Raw genomic sequence first — 22,140 nt, 5'->3', positions numbered from 1 at the left:
GGGAGTTCGGTGATATCGATCAGTCACAACCGATTTGGCTCCTCCGAGGTGAAGGTTGCGCTGGGCCAGATCGTCATGGACTGGTGACCCCGGTCGTCGAGCGTTACGACCTCGTTTCTTGCCGAACACCGACCACCAGGCGTTGTCACGGCAGATCCGCCACGCAGTCCGCTCGGCCATCGTCTCACCCACGATGGTCGCTTCCCCGGGCGAGGAATCGGTAGCCGAATTCCGGGTCCTCGCGGTGGGCATCGAACACGGTGTTGGCCCGATACGCCGCGGGCGTCTCGGCATCGGTGATCGGGTGGCCAGCCACCGGTAGTAGGTCTGGAGAGAGAGCTGAAGTACCCGACACGCCACCGCGACGGCTATCCCGTCGTCGGCGATTGCCCTGTGATACTGCATGTTTGGATGATTCCTATGGCCGCTACGCGAACCTAAGCCCGGCCTCGCGCATCGGGCTTGGTATTGCGAGGAGCGCCTGTCGGCGCCGGCTGCTCGAAACCAGTGTGACGTTGTGCCCGGTTTCCGGGCACAACGTCACACTCGTGTCAGACGCACAGACTACTTGCGGAGGTCCTTGCGCAGGATCTTGCCCGAGGCCGACTTGGGGATCGTCTCGATGAACTCGACCGCCCGGACCTTCTTGTGCGGGGCCACCTTCGACGCCACGAACTCGATGACCTCGTCGGCGGTGATCTCCGCATCGGGCTGACGCACCACGAAAGCCTTGGGGATCTCCTCGCCCGACTCCGCCTCGATCACGCCGATGACCGCGGCATCGGCGATCTTGTCATTGGTGAGCAGCAACGCCTCGAGCTCGGCCGGCGGCACCTGGTAACCCTTGTACTTGATGAGCTCCTTGAGCCGGTCGACGATGTAGACGCATCCGGTCGGGTCGACCTGCGCCATGTCGCCGGTGTGCAGGTAGCCGTCGGCGTCGATGGTGTCGGCGGTCGCCTGCTCGTTGTTGAGGTAGCCCAGCATCACGTTCGGCCCCTTGACCCACAGCTCGCCCGGCTCCGACAGCCCCTCGCTCGGCAACTCGACCTCCGCACCCGATGCGGGGTCGACGATCTTGTTCTCCGAGTTCGGCACCGCCCACCCGGTCGAGGACAGCGGGGGGTCCTGCCGACCCAGCAGACCGGGGGTGTCGGCCGGGATGATGTGACTCACCGGCGACAGCTCACTCATGCCGTAGCCCTGCAGCATGTGCAGGTCGAGTCGCTTGGCCACGGCTTGACCCAGCTCGTCGTCCAGCGGCGCCGCGCCCGACATCATCGTGTGCAGCGAGGACAGGTCGTAGTTGTCGATGATCGGGTGCTTGGCCAGCGCCACGGCCACCGGCGGCGCGATGTAGGCCATCGTCACCTTGTGGTTCTGGATGTTCTCCAGAAACTCGACCAGATCGAACCGCGGCATCACGACCAGCGACGCCCGGTTGTACAGCGCCGCGTTCAGCAGCACCGTCATCCCGTAGATGTGGAAGAACGGCAGCACCGCGATCACCACATCGTCGGCGCCCATGCCCTGCAACGGACGGATCTGCGCCACATTGGCCACCAGGTTGCGGTGCGAGAGCGCCACACCCTTCGGGTTGCCCGTCGTCCCCGACGAGTACGGCAGCACCGCGACATGGGTGGACGGATCGAACGACACCTCCGGCGCGGCCAGCCCGACGCCCAGCAGGTCCGCCGCGTTCGGGTGTCCGGAGGCGTCCTGGCCCTCGCCGTCGAGGACGATCAGATCCGCATCCGCCAGCCCGACCTCGTCGGCGGCGGCCTTGGCCTGCTCCAGCATCGGCGAGATGGTCACCAGCATCTTGGCGCCGGAATCCCGCAGCTGCTTGGCGATCTCGGGACCGGTGAACAGCGCGTTGATCGTCGTCGCGGTGCCACCGGCCCGCAGAATCCCGTGGAACACCGTGGCGAACGCCGGGATGTTGGGCGAGAGGATGCCCACCACGTCGCCCACACCGATCCCCCGCGACGCCAACGCGCCCGCCGCCGCCTCGATCTGCGAGATCAGCTGCGCATAGGTGGTCGTCGCCCCCGACTTCGGGTCCACCAGCGCGGTACGGGCGAGGTCCTCCTCGGCCACCGCGCCGAACAGGAACTCGAACACACTCACGTCCGGGATCTCGACGTCGGGGAACGGACTCGTGAAGCTCATGACACCTCCATTGGGGAATTTCTCGACGTTCGTTGTCATCACGACGTCGACCTGGCAAAACACGCGGACAGGTCCCCTCGACACAACTACTTCGAGGGGACCCGCCTGACAAGCTCCGAACTCTGTCACCACTCATTCCGACATTGCCGAACGCCTCTGAACGAGAGTGTTGGCGACGAAGACGCTAATGGCGTCGTAGATCTCGTGATGCCGAGGCAGAAAGGCGCTGAGTCCAAGCGGAGCACCATGCACCAGACCATCTATTCGCACCGACATCACATCAACCCCAGCCTGTTCAAGCTCGCTAGCGTAGTTCTCACCTTCATCTCTGAGCGGATCGACCTCAAAGGTGACGACGAGTGCCGGTGGGAGTCCGTCAAGGGACCCACCTCGGAGCGGATTGACCAACGGAGACTCCGCATTCGACCAGTCACCGAGATATGCCTTCCACATCTCCCGTACGACGACTCCGGGCAACCCGGGCACGTGTGAGAATTCGCGCATGGACTCAGTCTGCGGGTCCGGCCCGATCGCAGGTGAGATGAGCAACTGACCCGCGATGTCGATGTCGGAGTGGCGGACCGAACGCGCGTGCTGAGCGAGGACTGCAGCGAGATTGCCGCCGGAGCTCTCGCCTCCCACGAACAGGTTGCGTGGGTCGCCTCCGTACATCCGCGCCAGATCGGCTGCGGCAGCAAGCGCTGCGAGAGCATCCTCGACTGGCGCAGGGAACGGATGCTCAGGTGCAAGACGATAACTCGGCGCGATCACAACGGCGTCCAGGCGATGCGACAACGTCCGACACACATTGTCATTCGAATCCAGGCTGCCCGCAAGGAATCCACCCCCGTGGAAGTAGAGCAGAACCGGGCGGTCGGAACGGCCGTCCATCGCCGGCACGTAGACTCGGACATCCCGCTCCTCTGTCGGTCCCTGGTAGCAAGAGCGGATGACCTCGACGTCCGGGCCAGGGACTTGGAACATGGGGAAACCGTCCACCAGTTCCCGCATCTCTTCCACCGTCTCGCAGTCTTCAAAGCTTTTGGTGCCCAGAGTCATCATCCCGTTGACCATCATTACGACGGACGGATCCAGCAACAGCATCGGTGAGGGAGGTGTTGTGATCCCGTCAATAGTGAACCCTCCGAATCCGTGAGCGCGAACGTCTGCCAGGACAGCCCGGAAGAGGTGGCCGCCGCCCACATAGATGAAGGTGGACCTCTTCTTTCCCTGCACGTTGTCACCCATCCACCATGATCGGCCAGAGGGTATGAGTGTGCTCTCGAGGAGTCCGTCCACAATGGAGGCCCACCGCTGCGTCGCCTCCTCGCTCGGTTCTATGGTCTCTGCCCCCGTCTCGAGTACTCTTGTGGCGAGTTCTGCCGCGAAATCGACGTGGTCCTCGATGGAGAGCACGTTGTTCTGTAATGCGACATGGCTGGTCGGTCCGGTGATCGTGAAGAGGTTCGGGAATCCGGGCGTGCCTATGCCCAGTAACGATCGGGGTCCGTCCCGCCAGGCATCACGCAATGAGAGTTTGCCGCGTCCGCCGATGCCCAATGCCAACAATGGTCCGGTCACTGCATCGAATCCCGTGGCCATGATCACAACATCAAGGTCGTGTTCGCTGCCGTCTTCGAGGACGAGCGCGGTGGGGTTGAAATGCGAGATGGGGTTCGCTCGGACATCCACGATGTCGACATTCTCGCGATTGAAGATCTCATAGTAGTCCACCTCCATCGGCGGCCGTTTGCTCATGAACGGGTAGCCGGATGGTGTGAGTAGGTCGGCTTTACGAGGGTCGGTGACACGCTCGCGGATCTTCTGGCGTAGGTAGTCGGAGGCCGCCGCATTGGTTCGCTCGTTTGTCAGCAGATCGCCATAGGTCGCCGTCATCTGTTGTCCGCCAGCGCGATAGGCCTCTTCGAATTTGGCTCGTCGCTGCTCGGGCGTCACGAGATCGCCAGACACCTCCGGCGTTGGCATAGCCCATCCCCAGAAATTGTCGCGCTTCCCTTTCCGGAGTTCTTCAGCGTGTTCGGCGAATCTTGCGCTCTGGTCCGGGGTGTATCTCTCGTTGCCCAGCGGGGTGATGTAGTTCGGGGTTCGCTGGAAGACGGTCAGCGAGCCGGCGACCTTGCCGACTTCTTGAATCACCTGGATTCCGGTAGATCCGGTTCCGACAACTCCCACCCGTTTGCCACTGAGGTCGATGTCGCCTGGCCACGCGCTCGTATGATAGATCTCTCCGTCAAAGTTCTCAGAGCCTGAGATAGCATAACCGCTCTCGGTGCTGAGATTTCCTACGGCCGCCACCAGGAATCGGGCCGTGGCAACGGAGCCATCATCGGTATGAACGGACCATCGTTTCGAGTCTTCATCCCAGCGGGCCGACAGTACTCGGGTATCAAAGGCGATGCTGCGCCTCAAGTCCAGACGCTCAGCTACGAATTCGATATAAGAGAGAAGCTCCGGTTGAGCCGCATACTTCTCCGACCACTGCCACTCTCGCTGGATCTCTGGCGAGAACGAATACGAGTAGTCTATAGAAGGCACATCGACCCGGGCGCCGGGATAGCGATTCCAATACCAGGTTCCGCCCACTCCAGAGCCGGCTTCGAAAGCCTGTACGGAAAGATTAAGCTCGTCGCGGAACTTGTGAATGGCATACAAGCCCGAGAATCCGGCGCCGATGATGACAACATCGTGGTTGGTGTTCATTGTTTCCTTCTGTGAACTTGAGGAAGTCGAACGGCGCGGCCGTTCGAACAGGGCGACCGGTGGTTACGGGATGAGGACCGCTCGGCCCGATACCCGGCCGAGTTCCAAGTCGGCGAAGGCCCTTTCGAATTCGGCCAGTGGATATCGCTGGACGTCTAGGGTGACCTTTCCACGCCTGGCCAGATCAAGGACCTCGAGCTGATCGGTTCGTGTACCGCCGTATACCAGTTGGGCGTTGACCTGCCACGGGAGCCGGTTGCTGTAGTCCGCTCCGAACGTGAACTGCCCACCACCGAGGCCGATGAAGCGAAGCGCTCCGCCTGGGGCGATGATCGACGTGGCCAGATCAACCGTGTCCTGCACACCGACGAAATCGAACACTGCGTCGGCGCCGTAGCCGGCGGTCTCATCCAGGATGTGCTGCGCGGCGCCGGGGCCGGCGAGCACCAGTTCGTCGACGCCGGACTTCTCCGCCAGGTCGAGCTTCGACTGTTCGCGGTCGATACCGATCACCCGAGCACCCGAAGTGGCGTGCAGAATCTGCAATGCGACATTCCCCAGACCGCCCAAACCGATGACGACAGCGGTCGAATCAGGCGTCAGCCGACTCCGCGCGCTGTTGATGGCACCCATCGGTGTCAAACCCGCGTCGGCAAGCGGACTCGCGGTCGCCGGATCGATTGATCCCAGCTTCACCAAGTGGTGGGCATCGACCAGGATGTACTCGGCCATCGCCCCGTCGGGGCCCAGACCCGGAATTGTCGGCGCCTGCATGCGACTTCCCGTCACCTGGCAGACGTTGTCGCGTCCCTCCACGCATGCACGACACCGACCACACGACCATCCTGCAGTCACCAGGACTGGATCGTCCTTCTCGAATCCGGTCACGTGAGCACCAACCTCCTGCACCCACCCCGCCCCCTCGTGACCCATGGTGAACCCAGTCATCGGAAGCTGCTCCATGTGCAGCACATGAAGGTCGGAGTGACACACACCCGCCCCTGCCACCTTGACCAGCACTCCCCTAGGGCCAACCTCCGGAACTCCGACGTCTCTGAGTTCAAGCCGGCCCGGCGCTACCATCTGCACTGCTTTCACAGTCATGCCCTTCCCGTCTGGCAGTGGCGACCCAAGCGTCGGCACCGCGGACTTCGATCGTGTGGTGGCCTGAATCGAGCTAACCTCAGGAGACCGGGAGTGACTACGGACACATATCACCGTTCTGGACCCGTGGACTGACCAGTTGGAGAGTTGGTGAAAGGCCATACTGGCCTGATTGAACGAGGGACACCTGATATGCATCAATCACCGATCACAGGACCACACGACGTCGCAAAGGTCGCCGCCGGTTGGCAATCACGGTTGGGCCCCGCCGTCGAGGCGATGATCGCAGTGATCTTCCAGCACGTACCCGAAGCGGAAGACCCAGAGGTCGCCTCTATCGTCCGAGTGACCTGCGAAGGCAACTTGTACGCGCTGGTTGGCCACATGGCCCGCGGCGTGCCACTTGAACTGGTTGCACCGACCTCGGAGTTACGTTCGCAGACAACGCTACTCGCCTCTATGGGCCTTCCGCTCCCGTCAATCCTGCGCGCATACCACGTCGGAGCCGGGGAGCTGGTGCGCCAGTTCATCATCGAGGTTGACAAGCAGGACTGGCCTCGCGGACGCTCTGTGGAGGTGATCCAAGAGGGAACGACGTTCATGCTTCGGTGGGGAGCTACCCTCACTGAGGGTGTGACCGCGATATACGCCGCCGAAGCCAGCCGAATAACCGAACATCGGGATCTTGCTCTCAACGAGAAGGTCCGAGCGGTGCTGCAGGAACCCGACGTCGACGTTCGCTCCGCTTCAAGGGAGTTAGGCTACGCCCTCAACGGTTCTCATGTCGCACTGGTCCAGCTGTTCGACGCGTCGCCGGGCAGTGGCGTTCCCGGCCCCCCGTCCGACTTTACGAGCGTCTTCGAACAGGCGGTGCAACATCTGAGATTGCCGTCCGCCACGGCGGGCGCGCTGCACGTCAGAGTCGACCTGCGCACCGTATGGTCATGGGTTCCGGCCGACAGCGATGTCCTCTCGCGTCTCGACGAGACAGATGGACCGATTCTGGTGGGAATCGGTACCGCCCGAACGGGGATCGACGGGTTTCGGGCCTCTCACGACGAGGCTCGCCAGGCTGCCCGCGTCGCTCAGTTGCGTTCTCGGCCGACCGGTCGAGTCACCCGATTCCGAGACGTCGACATGATCTCGCTCTGCACGCAGGACGTAGGGCGGGCCCGTGACTTCGTTCGAAACGAACTGGGACCGTTGGCCCGACAAACACCCGCCATGGATCTCTTGAGGTCGACCCTGATGGGATACCTACAGAGCAATAGCAACTCACGGGCGTCGGCTGCGCGACTCTACGTGCACCACAACACTGTTCGGTCACGAATCGAGCGGATCGAGTCTTTGCTGGGTCACACTGTCACGGAACGGCGTGCCGCTCTCGAACTCGCATTGGCCATCGATGAGACACTCGGCCTGAGTGCAGCACCGATGCCAGAGTGACTTCGGAGCGCAGCCGACGGTCCTTGCCTGCCGGACCTCCGGGAGATCCACCAGAATGCGGTCATGAAAGGAAATCGGGGCGTACGCAATCGAACTGCACGAGCGCGCTAGGCATCGCATTACCGCCGAGTGCCCCATTCACGAAAGCGGCAAGAGCCACTTGACATCAGCGACGGCGGGCGGGTGACAGGTCGTTGCGGGTGGGGCCGCCCCCACGGCTGAGGGCGCTTCAGTCATTCCGCTCTCGCTGGAAGTGCATCATCGCCGAGAAGTGAAGGGTCGCAGGATTGGCGAAGTCCGGGAAATGGCCGACCATGGCAGCGACGAGCGCTTCGGGCCCTGACGCGACAGTCGACTCGTGCATGAAAGCACTGATGTAATCGCGGGTCCCATCGAGGATCGCGGCGACGTCGTCGTCACTTCGTCCTGGAATCTTGTGGCCGGCGACGACTGTCCTCGGTGAAAGAGCTGCCACCCTGTCTACGCTGTCGATCCATCGTTGCCAGTCGTCAGGACCGCTCAGTCCCAACATCTGGTGCACCCCGTTGTACGCGACGTCTCCGGCAATCACAGCCGCTATGGAAGGAATATGCAGCACGCTGCTGTGCTCGATATCCGCTTGCCCGACGTCCACCGCACGCAACTCAATTCCGTCGACAGTGAAGACGTTGCCGTCCAGCACCTCTGGAATTCGCGAGTAGTCGGTGACGTTGCCCGGCAGCCAGTCGTCGGTGATCGTCTTGTCGGCGGCCATGTTCTTCTCGATGAGGTCGACCACCGGGGCAAGGGCGACGCCCCGCGCGTCGGGGAACCGATCGAGCAACGCACCCAATCCGACGTAATGGTCGAAATGAGCGTGGGTGATGAAGATGGTGGTGAGGACCTTTCCGGTCGCCTCGATCTCATCGCCCAGGAGTTCGACGTCCCGAGGCGTATAGAGCGTGTCGACGAGCGCGACTTCGCTCGGACCACTGATGAGTGTCGCCGTTGTCGGCGAGAACGTTCCGCCGGTTGTCAGAGCGACTGGGGCACTGGTGACAACGGAGAGTTGCGGGGCGGCTTCAGGTTCAGACATGCGTTTGACTCCGATCAGGCGGGCGGTGAGATGAAACTTGAAGTTTGCGAAGTGCATATGCGGAGGTCGTACGGTCGTGAACCAATTCGACGGGTTCGGCGCGCTTGCATGCGATCACAGGGACGGTCAGTTCGGCACGGCCACGCCGCGCCGGACGATCGCGCGGGCGGTTGCCCGGCCGGCGGTCAGGATGTCGTCGGAAAGGTCAGAGTCTGTGATCGCCCGGGCGAGTTGAATGGTCCCGAACAACTGCCCGAGGAGTCCGACCGCAGCAGGGCGCGCGCCGTCACCGTGTTCTGGGGTCAGATTGACGGCAACGAGGTCGATCACGTCGCGCATATTGCGGGTGTAGGCCTCACGTACTGTGTCCGAGCCCCGGGCGATGTCGGCCAGCAACGCAGCCGAGGGACACCCGTCGCCCGGTGCGTCGCGGTGCCGAGGGGACAGATACACATCGATGAACTCGATGGCGGCGGGCACACCGGGCGAGATTTCCGTCAGGGCTTGCAGCTGTCGGCGCAATTGCTCTGCTACGACGCTGGCCACGAGAGCGTCCTTCGATGCGAAGTGCGCGTAAAACGCCCCGTTGGTGAGGCCGGCGTCCTTCATGAGGGTCGCGACACCGGACCGGTCGATGCCGTCGGACTTAAACCGCCGAGCAGCCGTTTCGAGGACACGCCTGCGGGTGCGCACCTTGTGGTCGTTCCCGTACCGGGCCATCTGTTCACTCCTCGCTTGCCCTGCGCATCCCTGGCACACCCGGTGTCAGGCGAACGCCTGCCAGTTGATGCGACTGGACAACTACTCGGCCTGCGCTATCGCGGATGGTGCAGGTCTCATTGGCCTTCCCGCCCTGCACGAGTTGGGCGTTGACCACGATGTTGACCGGGCCGGGCGCGGGGCGCGACCGCACATAGGTGCTCATCGTGAACGTCGGTACCCAGCCCCCGAATTCGATGTCGTAGGTGGCGGGTGGCATCACATCAGCAGCGAATACCAGTGAGACGGAGTCGAAATCCTCCCCCGCGGGCAGACTCAGCCACCCCCGCAGCTCTCCTAGTCCACGGGGGCGGCCGGTGTAGTAATTCAGGGACGCCGGCTCGATACGCAGATCGATTTGATGCATGAGGGGCACTCTCGGCGCGACGTCCAAACGAGGAGTGTGCCGTTCACAGTCGTCGTAGGCAGGGCCGCCTACCGGAACGGTCGAAGCGGACCATTCGACTGGCGCGTCCTCCTGGAGCTCGCCGAGGCTCAGCAGCGCCTCGACTCGCACCTCGTCGTCGGCCATCAACCGTGCTCGCATCTGAGTGGTCGACGGGCTCCGTCGCAGGACCTCGGTCTCGATGGTCACCGCACCCGCTCGTGGCGAACTAAGGAAGCTGGTGTTCATCGCGATGACATCGCGGCGGCCAGACGCACGTAGCGCTGCACGAGACATCAACGCCTGCAGATACCCCCCATTGGGGTGATCCTCGAACCCCCACATCGGATCGAGGTTGGCGACGAACGTCGTCGAGCTGGTCTCGACCACGTCGGTGACGTCGGCGAAAGATCGCACACCACTGCGGGTCACGTCGACATCCGAGGCCGGGTGCGACCGGGGCGTCCAACGTGCCGGGCGATGCTCGATGCCCGGCCGTCCACTGCACAGCTTGCAACCGGCCACGGTGCACGAGGTGGTCGCCATTCCACCACGTCGTCTGAACTACTGCGAATCATCGCCCCTCCAGAAGTCGTCGAGTTGAAAGTATTATGACCATACTACAATGGGTAGACATGAGGCTACGAACGATTGCCGGGGTTTGAACGACGTCGACCATGGGCCATTGCGGCTGTTCACCCCGCCTCGACCTCGAACTGCCGAGCCACTTTCCATACCTAACGCTTGCTTGGTAGGTTCGTGGTCACCAGACACCCATGGCACCCGGAGGTCGTGCGGGAAGGAAAAAATCGATGACCATCGCCACACAATCGGCGGCCGGCTGGGCGGGCCGCGACTTGGGTTCGCGCACAGTCGCATGGGATGAGCGCGATGTCATCCTCTTCGCATTGGCGGTCGGCGTGAAACCGGATGAGCTCGACCTCGTCTACGAGCGAAACCTGCGCGCACTTCCGACCTTCGGGCTGACCCTAGGACAATGGGCCCCTGACGAATTGGGCTCACTGGGCGCGTTTCCCATCGAGACGTCGCTGCACGGCTCGCAAAAGCTCGTCGTCCACAGCCAGCTGCCACCGAGGGGTCGGGCGACACTTTCCGCCCGGGTGGACGGCGTCTGGGACAAGGGTTCCGCGGCGATCTTCGACGTCAGCGTCAGCTGTGAATTCTTCACCGCTGTCTGGTCGATTTTCGCCCCGGGGTGCGGTGGCTTCGGCGGCCGGCGCGGCTCGAATGTCGCAGCTGCCGAGTCACTCTCATTCGCAACCTCGGTGCGAACCGCCGAGAACGCGGCGGCGCTCTACCGGTTGTGCGGAGATCGACACGCGATCCACATCGACCCGTTGGCCGCACGTGCCATCGGCCAAGACCGTCCGATCCTCCACGGCCTGGCCACCCTCTCGACCTCGGTTGTGGCGCTGGCACGGCACCGCGGCACTCATCCTGCCGACCTCGCAACGCTCTCCGGGCGGTTCCGGTCGGTGGTTCTACCGGGCGACGAGCTGCGGATCGATGTCTCCAAGACTCCCGCAGACGGATTCGTGGTATCCGGCCCTCAGGGAGTCGTCATCGACAGTGCAGCGGCGACCTTCGCGGACTGACGATGAGATACCGCAGCCCGCTGGGGGACAATCGCGGTTCACCCTGCGGCAGCACTGATTCCCGCCCGGCGTCCGAAGAAGCTGCCGTCCCCGAGGCTGGCGCCGCTCACGTACCCCCCGGCACACACTCCGGATGTACAGCGGCCCGCCGCGAACAGACCAGGGATGGGCACCCCGGATATGTGCAGCACCGCCGAGTCGACGGTCGTCTTGAGGCCGCCGAGTGTGAATCCCCCGACCATCCCGCGTAGATCGTAGGCGGCAACGGGCGTCCCGATCGGTTTCACCCACTGAGATTTCTTCCCGAACAACGGATCGGATCCGTTCGCGGCATGCATGTTGTACAACTCGACCGTCGCTGACAACGATCCAGAAGGCAGGCCGATCTCGGACTCGAGCTCGCTCACGCTCTCACACACCCACTTCGGGGTGGTTCGCAGGATCGCACTGGTCGACTCCGTGGCCGACGCCTCCTCATGCGAAGCCTCGTCCATGACCAGGAACGCCTCCCCGCCTTGATGGAACAACGTCGCCTGCCCGATCCGGCCCGGATAGGTGTCCTCGGTGACGAAGCGCTGCCCCTGGCCATTGACGAGAATTCCCCGGGCCATCATCTGCGGATCACTGAAGATCGCCACCTCAGTCGCATCCATGTGCGCCGTCGCCGCCCCCAACGCCTGACCCAACAAGATCGACCGCCCATCGTGACTCTCGATCGAGGCCGCCGGACGGCCCTCGATGTGTGGTGCATGATCACGCACCATCGTGTCGTCGTAGGCGAAACTCCCCGTTGCAAGCACCACCCCGCGCCGCGCACGGATCGCCGAATTTTCACCGAAGCTGCGCGACACGACGCCGACCACCCGGCCGTCGTCATCAACCACCAGCGACTGAACACGACTGTTGTACAGCGTCCGGACGCCGAGTTGGTCCACCAGATCAAGCAGCGGTTTCATCAACATGAACCCTCCGGCCTGCTCCCCCTCGGCGTTCTCGGCACGACGGGGGAGATGACCCCGCGGTGCCGGAGGGATGGTGGCGTTGAACGGCGCGGCGTTCTCACCGCCGGAGTACATCAGACCCTCACCATGCGGCGGCTCCCACCCCGGCTCACCCCAGAACGACTCGTCGAAGACCACCCCCGCCTCGACCAGCCAATCGAAGTGCTCGACACTGCCCTTGCAATAGGCGTCGATCTTGGCCTCGTCGACGCCGGGGCCCAGCGCGGCCTTCATGAAGGCCTTCATGCTCTCCACTGTGTCGTCGAAGCCCAACGCACGCTGCAACGCGGTCCCGCCACCCAGATAGATGAACCCGCCCGACATCGCGGCAGCGCCACCACCTCCGCCGAGCCGCTCGAGCGCCACGACCTCGGCACCTGCGCGGGCGGCCTCGATAGCCGCAGCTGCACCGGCCACACCCAACCCGGCCACCACGACGTCGGCTTCATAGGTCCACTGGACATCGGCTGCCGAGACCGGCATCAAGGTCGGATCACTCATGTCATTCTCCTTCGCTGGACACCCATCCACTCACCGCGATGCCGGGGTGGGCCATCCCGGATCCCACACACCGGGAGGTTGGGCGTCACCCCGTCCGGCACCACCCCTGGCGTCGGATTTCTGTAACGTGTTCTAATTCAGGTAGAACACGTTCCAGCTGCGCGCACGAAGGGGACCCAATGGCCGGCTCGACCGAACCAGAACAGACCAGTACCCAACCCGAGACCCCTGGACCCGAGACCTTCGACGTCGTCGTCGTCGGGGCCGGCGGTGCGGGCCTGAGCGCGGCGATCACCGCAGCTCAGAAGGGCCTGTCGACGGTCCTGATCGAGAAATCGCCCTATTGGGGCGGCTCGACGTCGCGGTCGGGCGGCGGGGTCTGGATCCCGAACAACTCGGTGCTGCGGCGTGACGGCGTGGTCGACACCCCGGACAAGGCGCGCGAGTACGTGCACGCGATCATCGGCGAACACGCGCCGGCCGAACGCATCGACGCCTACATCGACCGCGGCCCCGAGGCGCTGGACTTCCTGATGGCGCACTCCCCGCTCGATCTCGAGTGGGTGAAGAACTACTCCGACTACTACCCGGAGGCACCCGGCGGCCGGCTCGCCGGACGGTCGATCGAGCCGCGCCCGTTCGACGCGCGCCTGCTCGGGGACGACCTGAAGACCCTGCACCCGCAGTACACCAAGGCGCCGCTGAACATGGTGGTCCTGCAGTCGGACTACCGCTGGCTGAACACCGGCCTGCGGCATTGGCGCGGTCCGCTGCGGATGGCAAAGGTCGGCAGCCGGTTCTTCTGGGCGCGCAGCCGCGGCAAGAAGCTGATCGCCATGGGCGCAGCTCTCGCAGCCGAACTCCTCCTCGGCGTCCGCGAGGCGGGCGTCCCGGTGCGGTTGAACACCGGCCTGGCCGACCTCATCACCGAAGACGGCCGCGTTGTCGGCGTGATCGCCGAATCCGAGGGCAAGCGCGTCGAGATCCGGGCCCGTCACGGCGTGATCCTCGCCTGCGGCGGGTTCGAGCACAACGACGAGATGCGCAAGAAGTACCAGCGCGACCCCATCGGTTCCGAGTGGACCACCGGCGCCCCCAGCAACACCGGCGACGGCATCAACGCCGGACTCAAGATCGGCGCCGCGGTGTCGCTCATGGACGACGCCTGGTGGGGTCCGACGATCCCGCTGCCGCGCGGTCCGTGGTTCGCGCTGTCGGAGCGGGCGGTACCGGGCACCTTCATGGTGAACATGCGCGGCAAGCGTTACATGAACGAATCCCTGCCGTATGTCGAAGCGGTGCACCAGATGTACGGCGGCGAGTTCGGCCAGGGCGAGGGTCCCGGCGAGAACGTGCCGTCGTGGCTCGTCTTCGACCAGCGTTGCCGCAACCGCTACCTCTTCGCCGGCATCAACGCGCGACAGCCGTTGCCCAAGAAGTGGTTCGAGTCAGGCGTCGTCGTGAAGGCCGACAGCATCGCCGAACTCGCCGAGAAGATCGGCGTGCCGGCCGACGCACTCACCGCGACCACCGAGCGGTTCAACGGCTTCGCCCGCACGGGTGTCGACGAGGACTTCGGCCGTGGCACAAGCGGTTACGACCATTACTACGGAGACATCACCAACAAGCCCAACCCGAGCCTCGGCGAGGTCAGCAAGGGCCCGTTCTACGCGGTCAAGATGGTGCCCGGCGACCTCGGCACCAAGGGCGGGATCAACGCGGATGCCTCGGGTCGGGCACTGCGAGCGGACGGTTCGGTCATCGAAGGTCTGTACGCGGCGGGCAACACCAGCGCGCCGGTCATGGGACACACCTACGCCGGCCCGGGAGCGACCATCGGACCCGCGATGGTCTTCGGTTATCTCGCAGCCGACGACATCGCCGCCAAGGCCACCGCGACCACAGGAGTCTGACCCATGCCGATCGATCCCTCCGTCGCCCTCGGTGCCGAACTGCCCGAGGTGAGCTTCGAATGGTCGGCGTCGGACGCCGCCCTCTACAACCTCGCGGTGGGTGCCGCCTCGGACCCGATGGACACCACCGGGCTCGAGTACATCCACGACGCCACGCCGAAGGTGCTGCCCACCTTCGCCACGGTCGCCGCCGGGTTCCACACCACCGAACCCCCGAAGGTCTCGTTCCCCGGCATCGACATCGACCTCGCGAAGGTCGTCCACGGCAGCCAGCAGGTGACCGCGTACCGGCCGCTCCCGGCCGCCGGCAAGGCGACCACCCGCACCCGGATCGCCGAGATCCAGGACAAGGGTTCGGCTGCCGTCATCGTGCAGGAGTCGGTGACCGCCGACGACGAGGGTCAGACGCTGTGGACCTCTCGCTCGTCCATCTTCGCCAAGGGCGAGGGCGGTTTCGGGGGCGAGCGCGGGTCGTCGGCCAAGGTCGACTATCCCGACCGCGCTCCCGATCATCGGCTGACCGTGGCGACGCTCCCCCAGCAGGCACTGCTCTACCGGTTGTGCGGAGACCGCAATCCGCTGCACTCCGACCCCGAATTCGCCACCCGCGCGGGCTTTCCCCGGCCGATCCTGCACGGCCTGTGCACCTACGGCACGGTCTGCCGCGCGATCGTCGACGAGGTCCTCGGCGGCGACGTGACCGCGGTCGCCGACTACTCGGCTTCGTTCGCCGGCGTGGTGTTCCCGGGCGAGACCCTCGCGGTCGAGATCTGGGAAGACGGTTCCCGGCTGCTGGCCACCGCGACCGTCGTCGAACGCGACGGCGCGAAGGCCCTCGGCAATGTGGTCTGCGAACGTCGCCGATAGCCCCGCCGTCGCGACGGCTCGGCCGCGGCCCGGAGACGATGTCTCGAGGGGCCAGTACGCTACACACGCGGACCGCGAGGCGGCCCGCAGGTTCCACGTCGCATATCCCCGAGGAGACGCCCATGAGCGATTCGCTGACGCCCCTACTCGCCGACAACCGCAGTGCATTGGTGACCGACCTCGTCGGTGTCATCGACGCCGAGGTGGCCGACCAGTCGGGTCTGAGCGGCGCTGCTGTGAAGACCGCCTACTCCGCGGTACAGAAGGTGAAGCCCGGTGTCGTGCACAGCGCCACCGATCAGATGGCCGAGGACTTCCTGAAGGCGCTGGCGCCGTTCTGGGATTCCAAGCCCGCCGGTGTCGCCTTCGGCGATCACCTCTCGGCCAACAGCGATGCCGCGGCCGAGGCCTTGCTCTCGGTCACCGACGAGCAGGCGGAGACGGCCAAGCCCGCACTCGCGAAGGCGTACAACTCGCTGCGCGGCAAGGGAAAGAAGTACGTGATCGCGGCACTGCCGCGTCTGGGTGCCGCCATCGAGCGGCACGCCGCCTAGGCGTCGGTACGCGCGTCGTCGGCGGCCGGGACGCCACTCCGACGGAGTCGGGTCAGACCGCTGACGACGCGATGGCCACGAGGGCCACGACGATGCCGATCAGTGCGGCGAGCATCGACAGCACACGCCACACATGGACGCGGGCGGGCGAGATCTCGGTCCCGTTCGGGGCGACGTCGGGCGATGCGACCGGGGTCGCGACGGCGGGAGTAGCAGCGGCGGGGGTTCGTGCGATTCGGGGTGAGGCCATGACCTGTCACCACTTTCGGTTGTCCGGGGCCAACGGGGACCGGCGCGGTCTCACGTTCGCCCGGTATCGATACTGCAGTGATAAATGTGTCACAAGTTACTCGTGTAGCGTCGGCGCCCACATAGCGTGTCGCGATAACGAAATCGCAACACAGTGTCGGTGCCGGCCGACCACGTGTCGCCGCATGCAGACCCCGAAAGCGCAGGACGCCGAATGAGATTACCGTCCGCCATCCGCCTCGACGCTCGATCTGCCTGGCTCGTCCTCGTCGCCTGTCTGTCGGTCAGCATGGTCGTGGCCGCGATGGCGGCCCTCAACACGGCCCTGCCCGACATCGCCATCGACACCGGCGCCGACGCCGGACAGATGACCTGGATCGTCGACGGATACACCCTGGCGCTCGCGGCGCTCCTGCTCCCGGCGGGCGCGATCGGTGATCGGCTGGGACGTCGGGAAGTCCTCATCGTGGGACTGCTGCTGTTCGGCCTGGCGTCCCTCATCGCGATCTGGGTCGACACCCCGACCCAACTGATCCTCGCGCGATGCGTCGCCGGTGCCGCGGCCGCGCTCATCATGCCGACGACGCTGTCGCTCATCACTTCCGGCATGCCGGAGAACAAGCGAGCCGTCGGGATCAGCATCTGGTCGGCCATCGCCGGTGGTGGCGCCATCGCCGGATTCCTCGTGACCGGCATTCTCCTCGAGTTCTTCTCGTGGCACTCGATCTTCATCACCTTCGCCGCGTCCTCGGGAGTCGCGGCGGCGCTGTGCCTGACGATCGGAACGTCGAAGGACACCGATCCCGGGCGGTTCGACATCCCCGGCACCGTGTGTTCGGTCCTGGCCATCACGGGCATCGTCCTCGGACTGCTCGAAGCGCCCCACCGGGGGTGGGCCGACATCATCGTCCTCGGTTGCATCATCGGCGGCGTGTTGCTGGCGGTTGCCTTCGTCGTCGTGGAACTCCGTTCGGCGTCACCGCTGTTCGACGTCCGATTGCTGGCGAACCGGGCGTTCGGGTCCGGGGCCCTGTCCGTCGCCGTCCAGTTCCTCGCATCGTTCGGCATGTTCTTCCTGCTGCTGCAGCTGCTCCAGCTGGTCTTCGGGTACACGCCGCTGCAATCAGCACTGGCCCTGATGCCGTTCGTCGTGGGTGTGGGGATCACGACGCTGATCGCCAATTGGCTGGCGGTACGGCTCCACTCGCTGAAATTCGTGATCGCGGGCGGCGCGCTGCTGTCGGGGATCGGTCTGCTGCTCCTGGGCCTGTTCAGGTATGAGTCGTACTGGGCGCTCGCGGGCGTGGTCGCGGTCATCGCGGTCGGCATCGGTCTGGCCTCCGCACCGGCGACCACGGCCATCATGTCCAACACCCCGCTCGACAATCAGGGTGTGGGGTCGGCCGTCAACGACACGGCCCGTGAGATCGGCGCCGCGATCGGGATCGCCATCGCGGGCAGCATCGTCGCCGCGGGGTACCAGTCGCGGATCGGCGAGACCGCGCAGCTGGCCCGCGATGAGCTCGCCGCGGCCGGTCAACAGCGGATCGCCGCGGGCGACACGGCGGGCGGTCAGGCCATGATCGCCGAGGCCGACCAGGCCGGGACGCTCATCGAACGCTCACTGGCCGAGGCCAGCGTGGTGGTCGACAGGTTGTCGGGCCAGGCCGCAGCACTCGCCGAGAAGATCGCCGACGGCAGTCAAGAGGCGTTCTACGTGCCGTTCGAGACTGCGTGCCTGGTCCTCGGCGGGATCATGCTCGCCAGCTCGGTGGCCTTACTGTGGCTGACGCCGCGACGCGTGGTCGAGGTGACCGCTGCCGACGAAGAGCTGCGCGACCCCGATTCCGAACCCGAACGCGACGACACCTACGCCCGCGACTGAGTGACGTAGCCTGTCCCGGTGGTACTCACCGCGGACAGCGTCGCCGGCACCGTGGTCGGCGTCGTCGGCCTGCTGGTGGTGATCGTCGCCACCGTTGTCGCCCAGCGACTTCCGGCCGTTGTCGTGGCGGCTCCGATCGCCGGGCTGCTGATAGCTCTCGGTCTCGTCGACGTTCGGGACGCCGCCGACGAGATCACGACGATGGCCCCGACCATCGGATTCCTGGCCGCGATGCTGGTGATCGCGGATGCCAGCGCCCGAGCCGGCGTCTTCACCTGGATCGGGTCAATCCTGGCCCACTGGAGCCGATCCTCACCACATCGGTTGTTACGCATCGTCTTTCTCGCCGCTGCGGCGACCACCGCGGTCCTCAGCCTCGACACCACGATCGTGTTGCTCACCCCGGTCGCCGTCGCCACCGCACGACGCATCGGCGCGCGGGTCACCCCGGTGGCATTCGCCAACGCGCACCTGGCCAACACCGCCTCGACCCTCATGCCGGTGTCGAATCTGACCAACCTCTTGGCGTTCTCCGCCACCGGGCTGAGTTTCCTCGGCTTCACCGGCGTGATGCTGGCGCCGTGGGTGGCCGCGATAGTCGTCGAGTATCTGATCTTCCGCCTGTACTTCGCCGACTCGCTTGCGCGCAGGGCGCCGGGTTCGCCGGCTGACGAGCAACCCGCGGTCGAGGATCCGCCCCGCCCCACCCTGATGCTGGTGATGCTCGGTCTGCTACTGGTCGCGTTCGTCGTGACCGAACCGTTGGGCGTGCCGCTGGCCGCGGTGGCCGGCGTGGGCGCGGCCGCCTTCACGGTGCCGCGGCTGCTCGACGCCCCGCTGCCCACGCTGCGAAACACGGCCACCGCGTTGAACATCCCGTTCCTGGGGTTCGTCGCCGTGCTCGGTGTGGTCATCCTCCCGGTCCGGACCGGCCCGATCGGCGACTGGATCGGCGGACTCATCCCGGGCGAGTCCACACTCCTGGCACTGCTCGCGGTCGCCGCACTGGCCGCCGTCCTCGCCAACCTGGTCAACAACCTGCCCGCGACCCTGCTGCTCATCCCGCTGGTCGCCCACGACCCCGGCCTGGTCCTGGCGATGCTTCTCGGCGTCAACCTCGGACCCAACCTCGCCTACTTCGGGTCGCTGGCCAATCTGCTGTGGCGCGACATCATGCGCCGCGACAGCACGGGCGGGGGCAGGGGCTCCCCGACCTCCCGCGAGTACCTACGCCTCGGCGCACTCACCGTTCCCGCCACGCTCGTCGTCGCGGTGGTCGCACTGTGGGCGGTGCTGCGGCTGACGTCTGTGGCTTGACCCAGGTGACCTCGACGGACGCGGCGGCCTCGCTGCGCTCGGTCGACGCTGCTCGGCCAGCAGAACGGGACGCGGCGGCCTCGCTGCGCTCGGTCGACGCTGCTCGGCCAGCAGTGGGAGCCACCCGCCCCACGTACACCGAGCTGCGCGCGCGTTCCTACCATGACCTTCATGCTCGCCGCACTGTTGTCCTTCGTCGTCACCGCGGCGCTGATCGTGCTGCTGCCGGGTCCGGACACCCTGGTGGTCCTGCGCGGAGTGGTCCGCGGTGGACGCGGCGAAGCCTTCCGGACCGCCGCCGGCATCGTGTGCGGACTGATGGTCTGGGTCACCGCCGCCGTCCTGGGCCTGTCGGCATTGTTGCAGGCCAGCGAGACCGGTTACGAGATCCTCAAGATCGTCGGGGCCTGCTACCTCGTGTGGATGGGTATCAGCTCGGTCCGCGCGCTGCTGCGCGCCGCACCCGATCTCGCAGCATCGCAGGACGTGGTCGAGCCGCCCGCGGGCCGGAAGGCGGGACTGCTGTTCTCCGGTTTCACCGCCGGCCTGCTCACCAACATCCTCAACCCGAAGATCGGCATCCTGTTCATCAGCCTGCTGCCCGGCTTCGTGCCGGACGGGTCCTCGACGGGGTGGACGACCCTCGGGCTGGGGGCCATCTACATCGCGCTGACCGCGGCGTACTTCACCGTACTGGTGGGCGCCGCCGGCCGCATCGCGGGCTGGCTCCAGAACACACGACTCCGCCGTCGCGTCGAAGCGATCGGCGGAGTCGCGTTGATCGGGCTCGGAGTGCGTCTCGCACTCGAGGGTTGATCAGACCGGGGCGGTCTCCTGGGCCGCGGCGGCGGCCTTGGCCCAGCGGTAATCGGCCTTGCCCGCCGGGGTGCGCTTGACCTCGTCGACGAAGACGACGGTCCGCGGGACCTTGTAGCGGGCCAGGGTCTCGCGGCAGTGGTCCTGGATCGTCTCGAGCGACGGTTCGACGGCGCCGTCGGCGACCTTCACCACGGCGGCGACACGCTGCCCGTACTTCTCGTCGGGGACCGGGACGACGAGAGCGTCGGCGATCGCCGGATGCGCGTGCAGAACCGCCTCGACCTCCTCGGCGTAGACTTTCTCGCCACCGGTGTTGATGCACTGCGAACCGCGTCCGAGGAACACGATCGACCCGTCGGCCTCCACGGTGCCCATGTCGCCCAGGATCGAGATCCGGGTGCCGTCGGCCAGCGTCGGGAAGGTCTTCGCCGTCTTCTCCTCGTCCTTGTAGTAACCGAGCGGGACGTTGCCGATGCGCGCGATGTAGCCGACCTCCCCCGAGCCGGGCTCGATCTTGTTGTGCCGCTCGTCGACCACCATCATCCGGTCGGTCGGCGGCACCTTCAGGTTGCCGTTGTCATCCATCATGATCTCGCCGTCGTTGCCCGACTCCGACGCGCCGAAGTTGTCCCGCAGCACCAGGTCCGGCTTCACCGCGAGCATGCGATCGCGCACGTGCTGGGACCAGATCGCACCGCCGGAGGTGATCGAGAACATCGACGACAGGTCGACGGCATCCTTGCGCTTCTCGAGTTCCTCGACGAGTGGCATGCCCATGGCGTCGCCGACGATGAGGACGATGTTCACCTTCTCCTTCTCGATCTCGGTGACGATGGCCTCGGGATCGAAGTCCCGCTGGATGACCAGTCGCCCGCCGAGGGTGAAGAAGGTGAACAGTGAGTACGACGCCGCGCCGTGCATGAGCGGCGCCGCGAGCAGGAAGGCGATGGGCGGGAAATCCTTGACCGCCGTGCCGATCTCGTCGAGGTCTTTGCGGGCCTCCCCGTACGGATTGCCGCCGGAAAGCGGCTTGCGGAAGAAGTCGTCGTGCTGCCACATGACACCCTTCGGGTACCCGGTGGTGCCGCCGGTGTAGAGCAGATACAACTCTTCGCCGTTGCGCGGCTCGAAGTCGCGGCCGTCCGGCTTGGACTCGGCGTCGGCGAAGGACACGATCTCCACGGTGCGTCCATCGGGGAGTGCGGCGGCCGCCGTCGCCAGCTCCTCGACGATCTCGCCGATCACGAACACCGTGCGCACGGTGGGGATCTCGGCCAGGAGTTCGGCGACACTGCGCTGGTGCTCGGGCAGTTCGACGATGATCGCGCGGGAGTCGGAGTTGTCGAAGATGTACTGCAGTTCGGCGTTGGTGTAGCGGTAGTTCACGTTGACCGGAACCGCACGCACCTTGAGCAGACCCAACAGGCTCGTCACGTGTTCGATGCTGTTCTTCAGGAACAGGGCGACGTTGTCGAACGCGCCGATCCCCGACCCGGCGAACAGATGTGCCACCTGGTTCGACAGGGTGTCGAGTTCGGCGTAGCTGATCTGCCTGCCCTGGTAGCTGAGCGCGATCCGCTCGGGTACCGAGTCGGCCACGGTCTCGAAGACATCGGCGAGGTTGAACTTCATCGTGCGCGCTCCTTGGTCATACGGAGTGGGTTGGTGGGGGTTCGCCATCTGCTCCCTGAGGTGCGAGGAGCGATAGCGGTCGACCATCTGCTCCCTGAGGTGCGAGGAGCGATAGCGACGAGCC

General features: G+C 65.4%; 18 protein-coding genes. 8 read left to right on the top strand and 10 right to left on the bottom strand.

Annotated features, from left to right (window positions below):
• Positions 1-184: 184 nt before the first annotated feature.
• The 4 genes from BCM27_RS26190 to BCM27_RS04430 all read right to left on the bottom strand — a co-directional run bounded on the left by BCM27_RS26190 (position 185) and on the right by BCM27_RS04430 (position 5,997).
• On the bottom strand, positions 185-316 hold the full coding sequence (locus BCM27_RS26190; RefSeq protein WP_255220196.1) for a hypothetical protein: 132 nt from the start codon (positions 314-316) through the stop codon (positions 185-187).
• A gap of 248 nt (positions 317-564) precedes the next feature.
• The gene (locus BCM27_RS04440; protein WP_033204421.1) at positions 565-2,172 is read right to left on the bottom strand and encodes a 4-coumarate--CoA ligase family protein; all 1,608 of its coding nucleotides are present in this window, start codon (positions 2,170-2,172) and stop codon (positions 565-567) included.
• Between the two features lie 132 nt (positions 2,173-2,304).
• Complete coding sequence (locus BCM27_RS04435) at positions 2,305-4,893, bottom strand: flavin-containing monooxygenase (protein WP_004020692.1); 2,589 nt, start codon at positions 4,891-4,893, stop codon at positions 2,305-2,307.
• Between the two features lie 63 nt (positions 4,894-4,956).
• Positions 4,957-5,997, bottom strand: coding sequence for an NAD(P)-dependent alcohol dehydrogenase (locus BCM27_RS04430; RefSeq protein ID WP_239450688.1), 1,041 nt, complete (start codon positions 5,995-5,997; stop codon positions 4,957-4,959).
• 279 nt (positions 5,998-6,276) lie between these two features.
• Between BCM27_RS04430 and BCM27_RS04425 the strand changes: the two genes are divergently transcribed.
• A complete protein-coding gene (locus tag BCM27_RS04425) occupies positions 6,277-7,443 on the top strand; it encodes a PucR family transcriptional regulator (RefSeq protein WP_033204366.1) in 1,167 nt (388 codons plus the stop codon).
• A gap of 229 nt (positions 7,444-7,672) precedes the next feature.
• Here the strand turns inward: BCM27_RS04425 and BCM27_RS04420 are convergent, their stop codons facing one another.
• The 3 genes from BCM27_RS04420 to BCM27_RS04410 form a co-directional block, all read right to left on the bottom strand.
• Positions 7,673-8,518 carry an MBL fold metallo-hydrolase gene (locus BCM27_RS04420; RefSeq protein WP_157781277.1) on the bottom strand — a complete coding sequence of 282 codons (846 nt, stop codon included), beginning with the start codon at positions 8,516-8,518 and terminating at the stop codon, positions 7,673-7,675.
• 126 nt (positions 8,519-8,644) lie between these two features.
• Complete coding sequence (locus BCM27_RS04415; protein ID WP_004020696.1) at positions 8,645-9,238, bottom strand: TetR/AcrR family transcriptional regulator; 594 nt, start codon at positions 9,236-9,238, stop codon at positions 8,645-8,647.
• 4 nt (positions 9,239-9,242) lie between these two features.
• Positions 9,243-10,208, bottom strand: a complete 966-nt coding sequence (locus BCM27_RS04410; protein WP_004020697.1) for a thioesterase family protein — start codon at positions 10,206-10,208, stop codon at positions 9,243-9,245.
• A gap of 266 nt (positions 10,209-10,474) precedes the next feature.
• Here BCM27_RS04410 and BCM27_RS04405 point away from each other — a divergent pair, with 266 nt between their 5' ends.
• Positions 10,475-11,278: a MaoC/PaaZ C-terminal domain-containing protein gene (locus BCM27_RS04405; RefSeq protein ID WP_004020698.1), complete on the top strand. Its 804-nt coding sequence runs from the start codon at positions 10,475-10,477 to the stop codon at positions 11,276-11,278.
• A 38-nt stretch (positions 11,279-11,316) separates the two neighbouring features.
• Here the strand turns inward: BCM27_RS04405 and BCM27_RS04400 are convergent, their stop codons facing one another.
• Entirely contained in the window at positions 11,317-12,780 is a 1,464-nt protein-coding gene (locus BCM27_RS04400) for an FAD-dependent oxidoreductase (protein WP_004020699.1), read from the bottom strand.
• 179 nt (positions 12,781-12,959) lie between these two features.
• On the opposite strand from BCM27_RS04400, the gene kstD reads away from it, so the two are divergent.
• From kstD to BCM27_RS04385, 3 genes are all read left to right on the top strand, one after another.
• Positions 12,960-14,693, top strand: a complete 1,734-nt coding sequence (gene kstD / locus BCM27_RS04395) for a 3-oxosteroid 1-dehydrogenase (RefSeq protein ID WP_004020700.1) — start codon at positions 12,960-12,962, stop codon at positions 14,691-14,693.
• A 3-nt stretch (positions 14,694-14,696) separates the two neighbouring features.
• Positions 14,697-15,560, top strand: a complete 864-nt coding sequence (locus BCM27_RS04390) for a MaoC/PaaZ C-terminal domain-containing protein (RefSeq protein WP_004020701.1) — start codon at positions 14,697-14,699, stop codon at positions 15,558-15,560.
• Between the two features lie 122 nt (positions 15,561-15,682).
• A complete protein-coding gene (locus BCM27_RS04385) occupies positions 15,683-16,114 on the top strand; it encodes a DUF6918 family protein (RefSeq protein ID WP_004020702.1) in 432 nt (143 codons plus the stop codon).
• Between the two features lie 52 nt (positions 16,115-16,166).
• On the opposite strand, the gene BCM27_RS04380 is transcribed toward BCM27_RS04385, so the two are convergent.
• On the bottom strand, positions 16,167-16,364 hold the full coding sequence (locus BCM27_RS04380; RefSeq protein ID WP_004020703.1) for a hypothetical protein: 198 nt from the start codon (positions 16,362-16,364) through the stop codon (positions 16,167-16,169).
• 213 nt (positions 16,365-16,577) lie between these two features.
• Here BCM27_RS04380 and BCM27_RS04375 point away from each other — a divergent pair, with 213 nt between their 5' ends.
• The 3 genes from BCM27_RS04375 (at position 16,578) to BCM27_RS04365 (ending at position 20,381) form a co-directional block, all read left to right on the top strand.
• Positions 16,578-18,248 carry an MFS transporter gene (locus BCM27_RS04375; protein ID WP_004020704.1) on the top strand — a complete coding sequence of 557 codons (1,671 nt, stop codon included), beginning with the start codon at positions 16,578-16,580 and terminating at the stop codon, positions 18,246-18,248.
• A gap of 18 nt (positions 18,249-18,266) precedes the next feature.
• Complete coding sequence (locus BCM27_RS04370) at positions 18,267-19,565, top strand: SLC13 family permease (protein WP_004020705.1); 1,299 nt, start codon at positions 18,267-18,269, stop codon at positions 19,563-19,565.
• A gap of 171 nt (positions 19,566-19,736) precedes the next feature.
• Positions 19,737-20,381, top strand: coding sequence for a LysE family translocator (locus BCM27_RS04365; RefSeq protein WP_033204413.1), 645 nt, complete (start codon positions 19,737-19,739; stop codon positions 20,379-20,381).
• On the opposite strand, the gene BCM27_RS04360 is transcribed toward BCM27_RS04365, so the two are convergent.
• Positions 20,382-22,016 (bottom strand): acyl-CoA synthetase, encoded by a 1,635-nt coding sequence (locus BCM27_RS04360; RefSeq protein WP_004020707.1) that lies wholly within the window; start codon positions 22,014-22,016, stop codon positions 20,382-20,384.
• Positions 22,017-22,140 lie beyond the last annotated feature (124 nt).

It is taken from the genome of Gordonia terrae (genome assembly GCF_001698225.1).
GTDB lineage: Bacteria > Actinomycetota > Actinomycetes > Mycobacteriales > Mycobacteriaceae > Gordonia > Gordonia terrae.
Note: the sequence above shows the minus strand (reverse complement) of the source record. Positions and strands in the feature narration are given on the sequence as shown.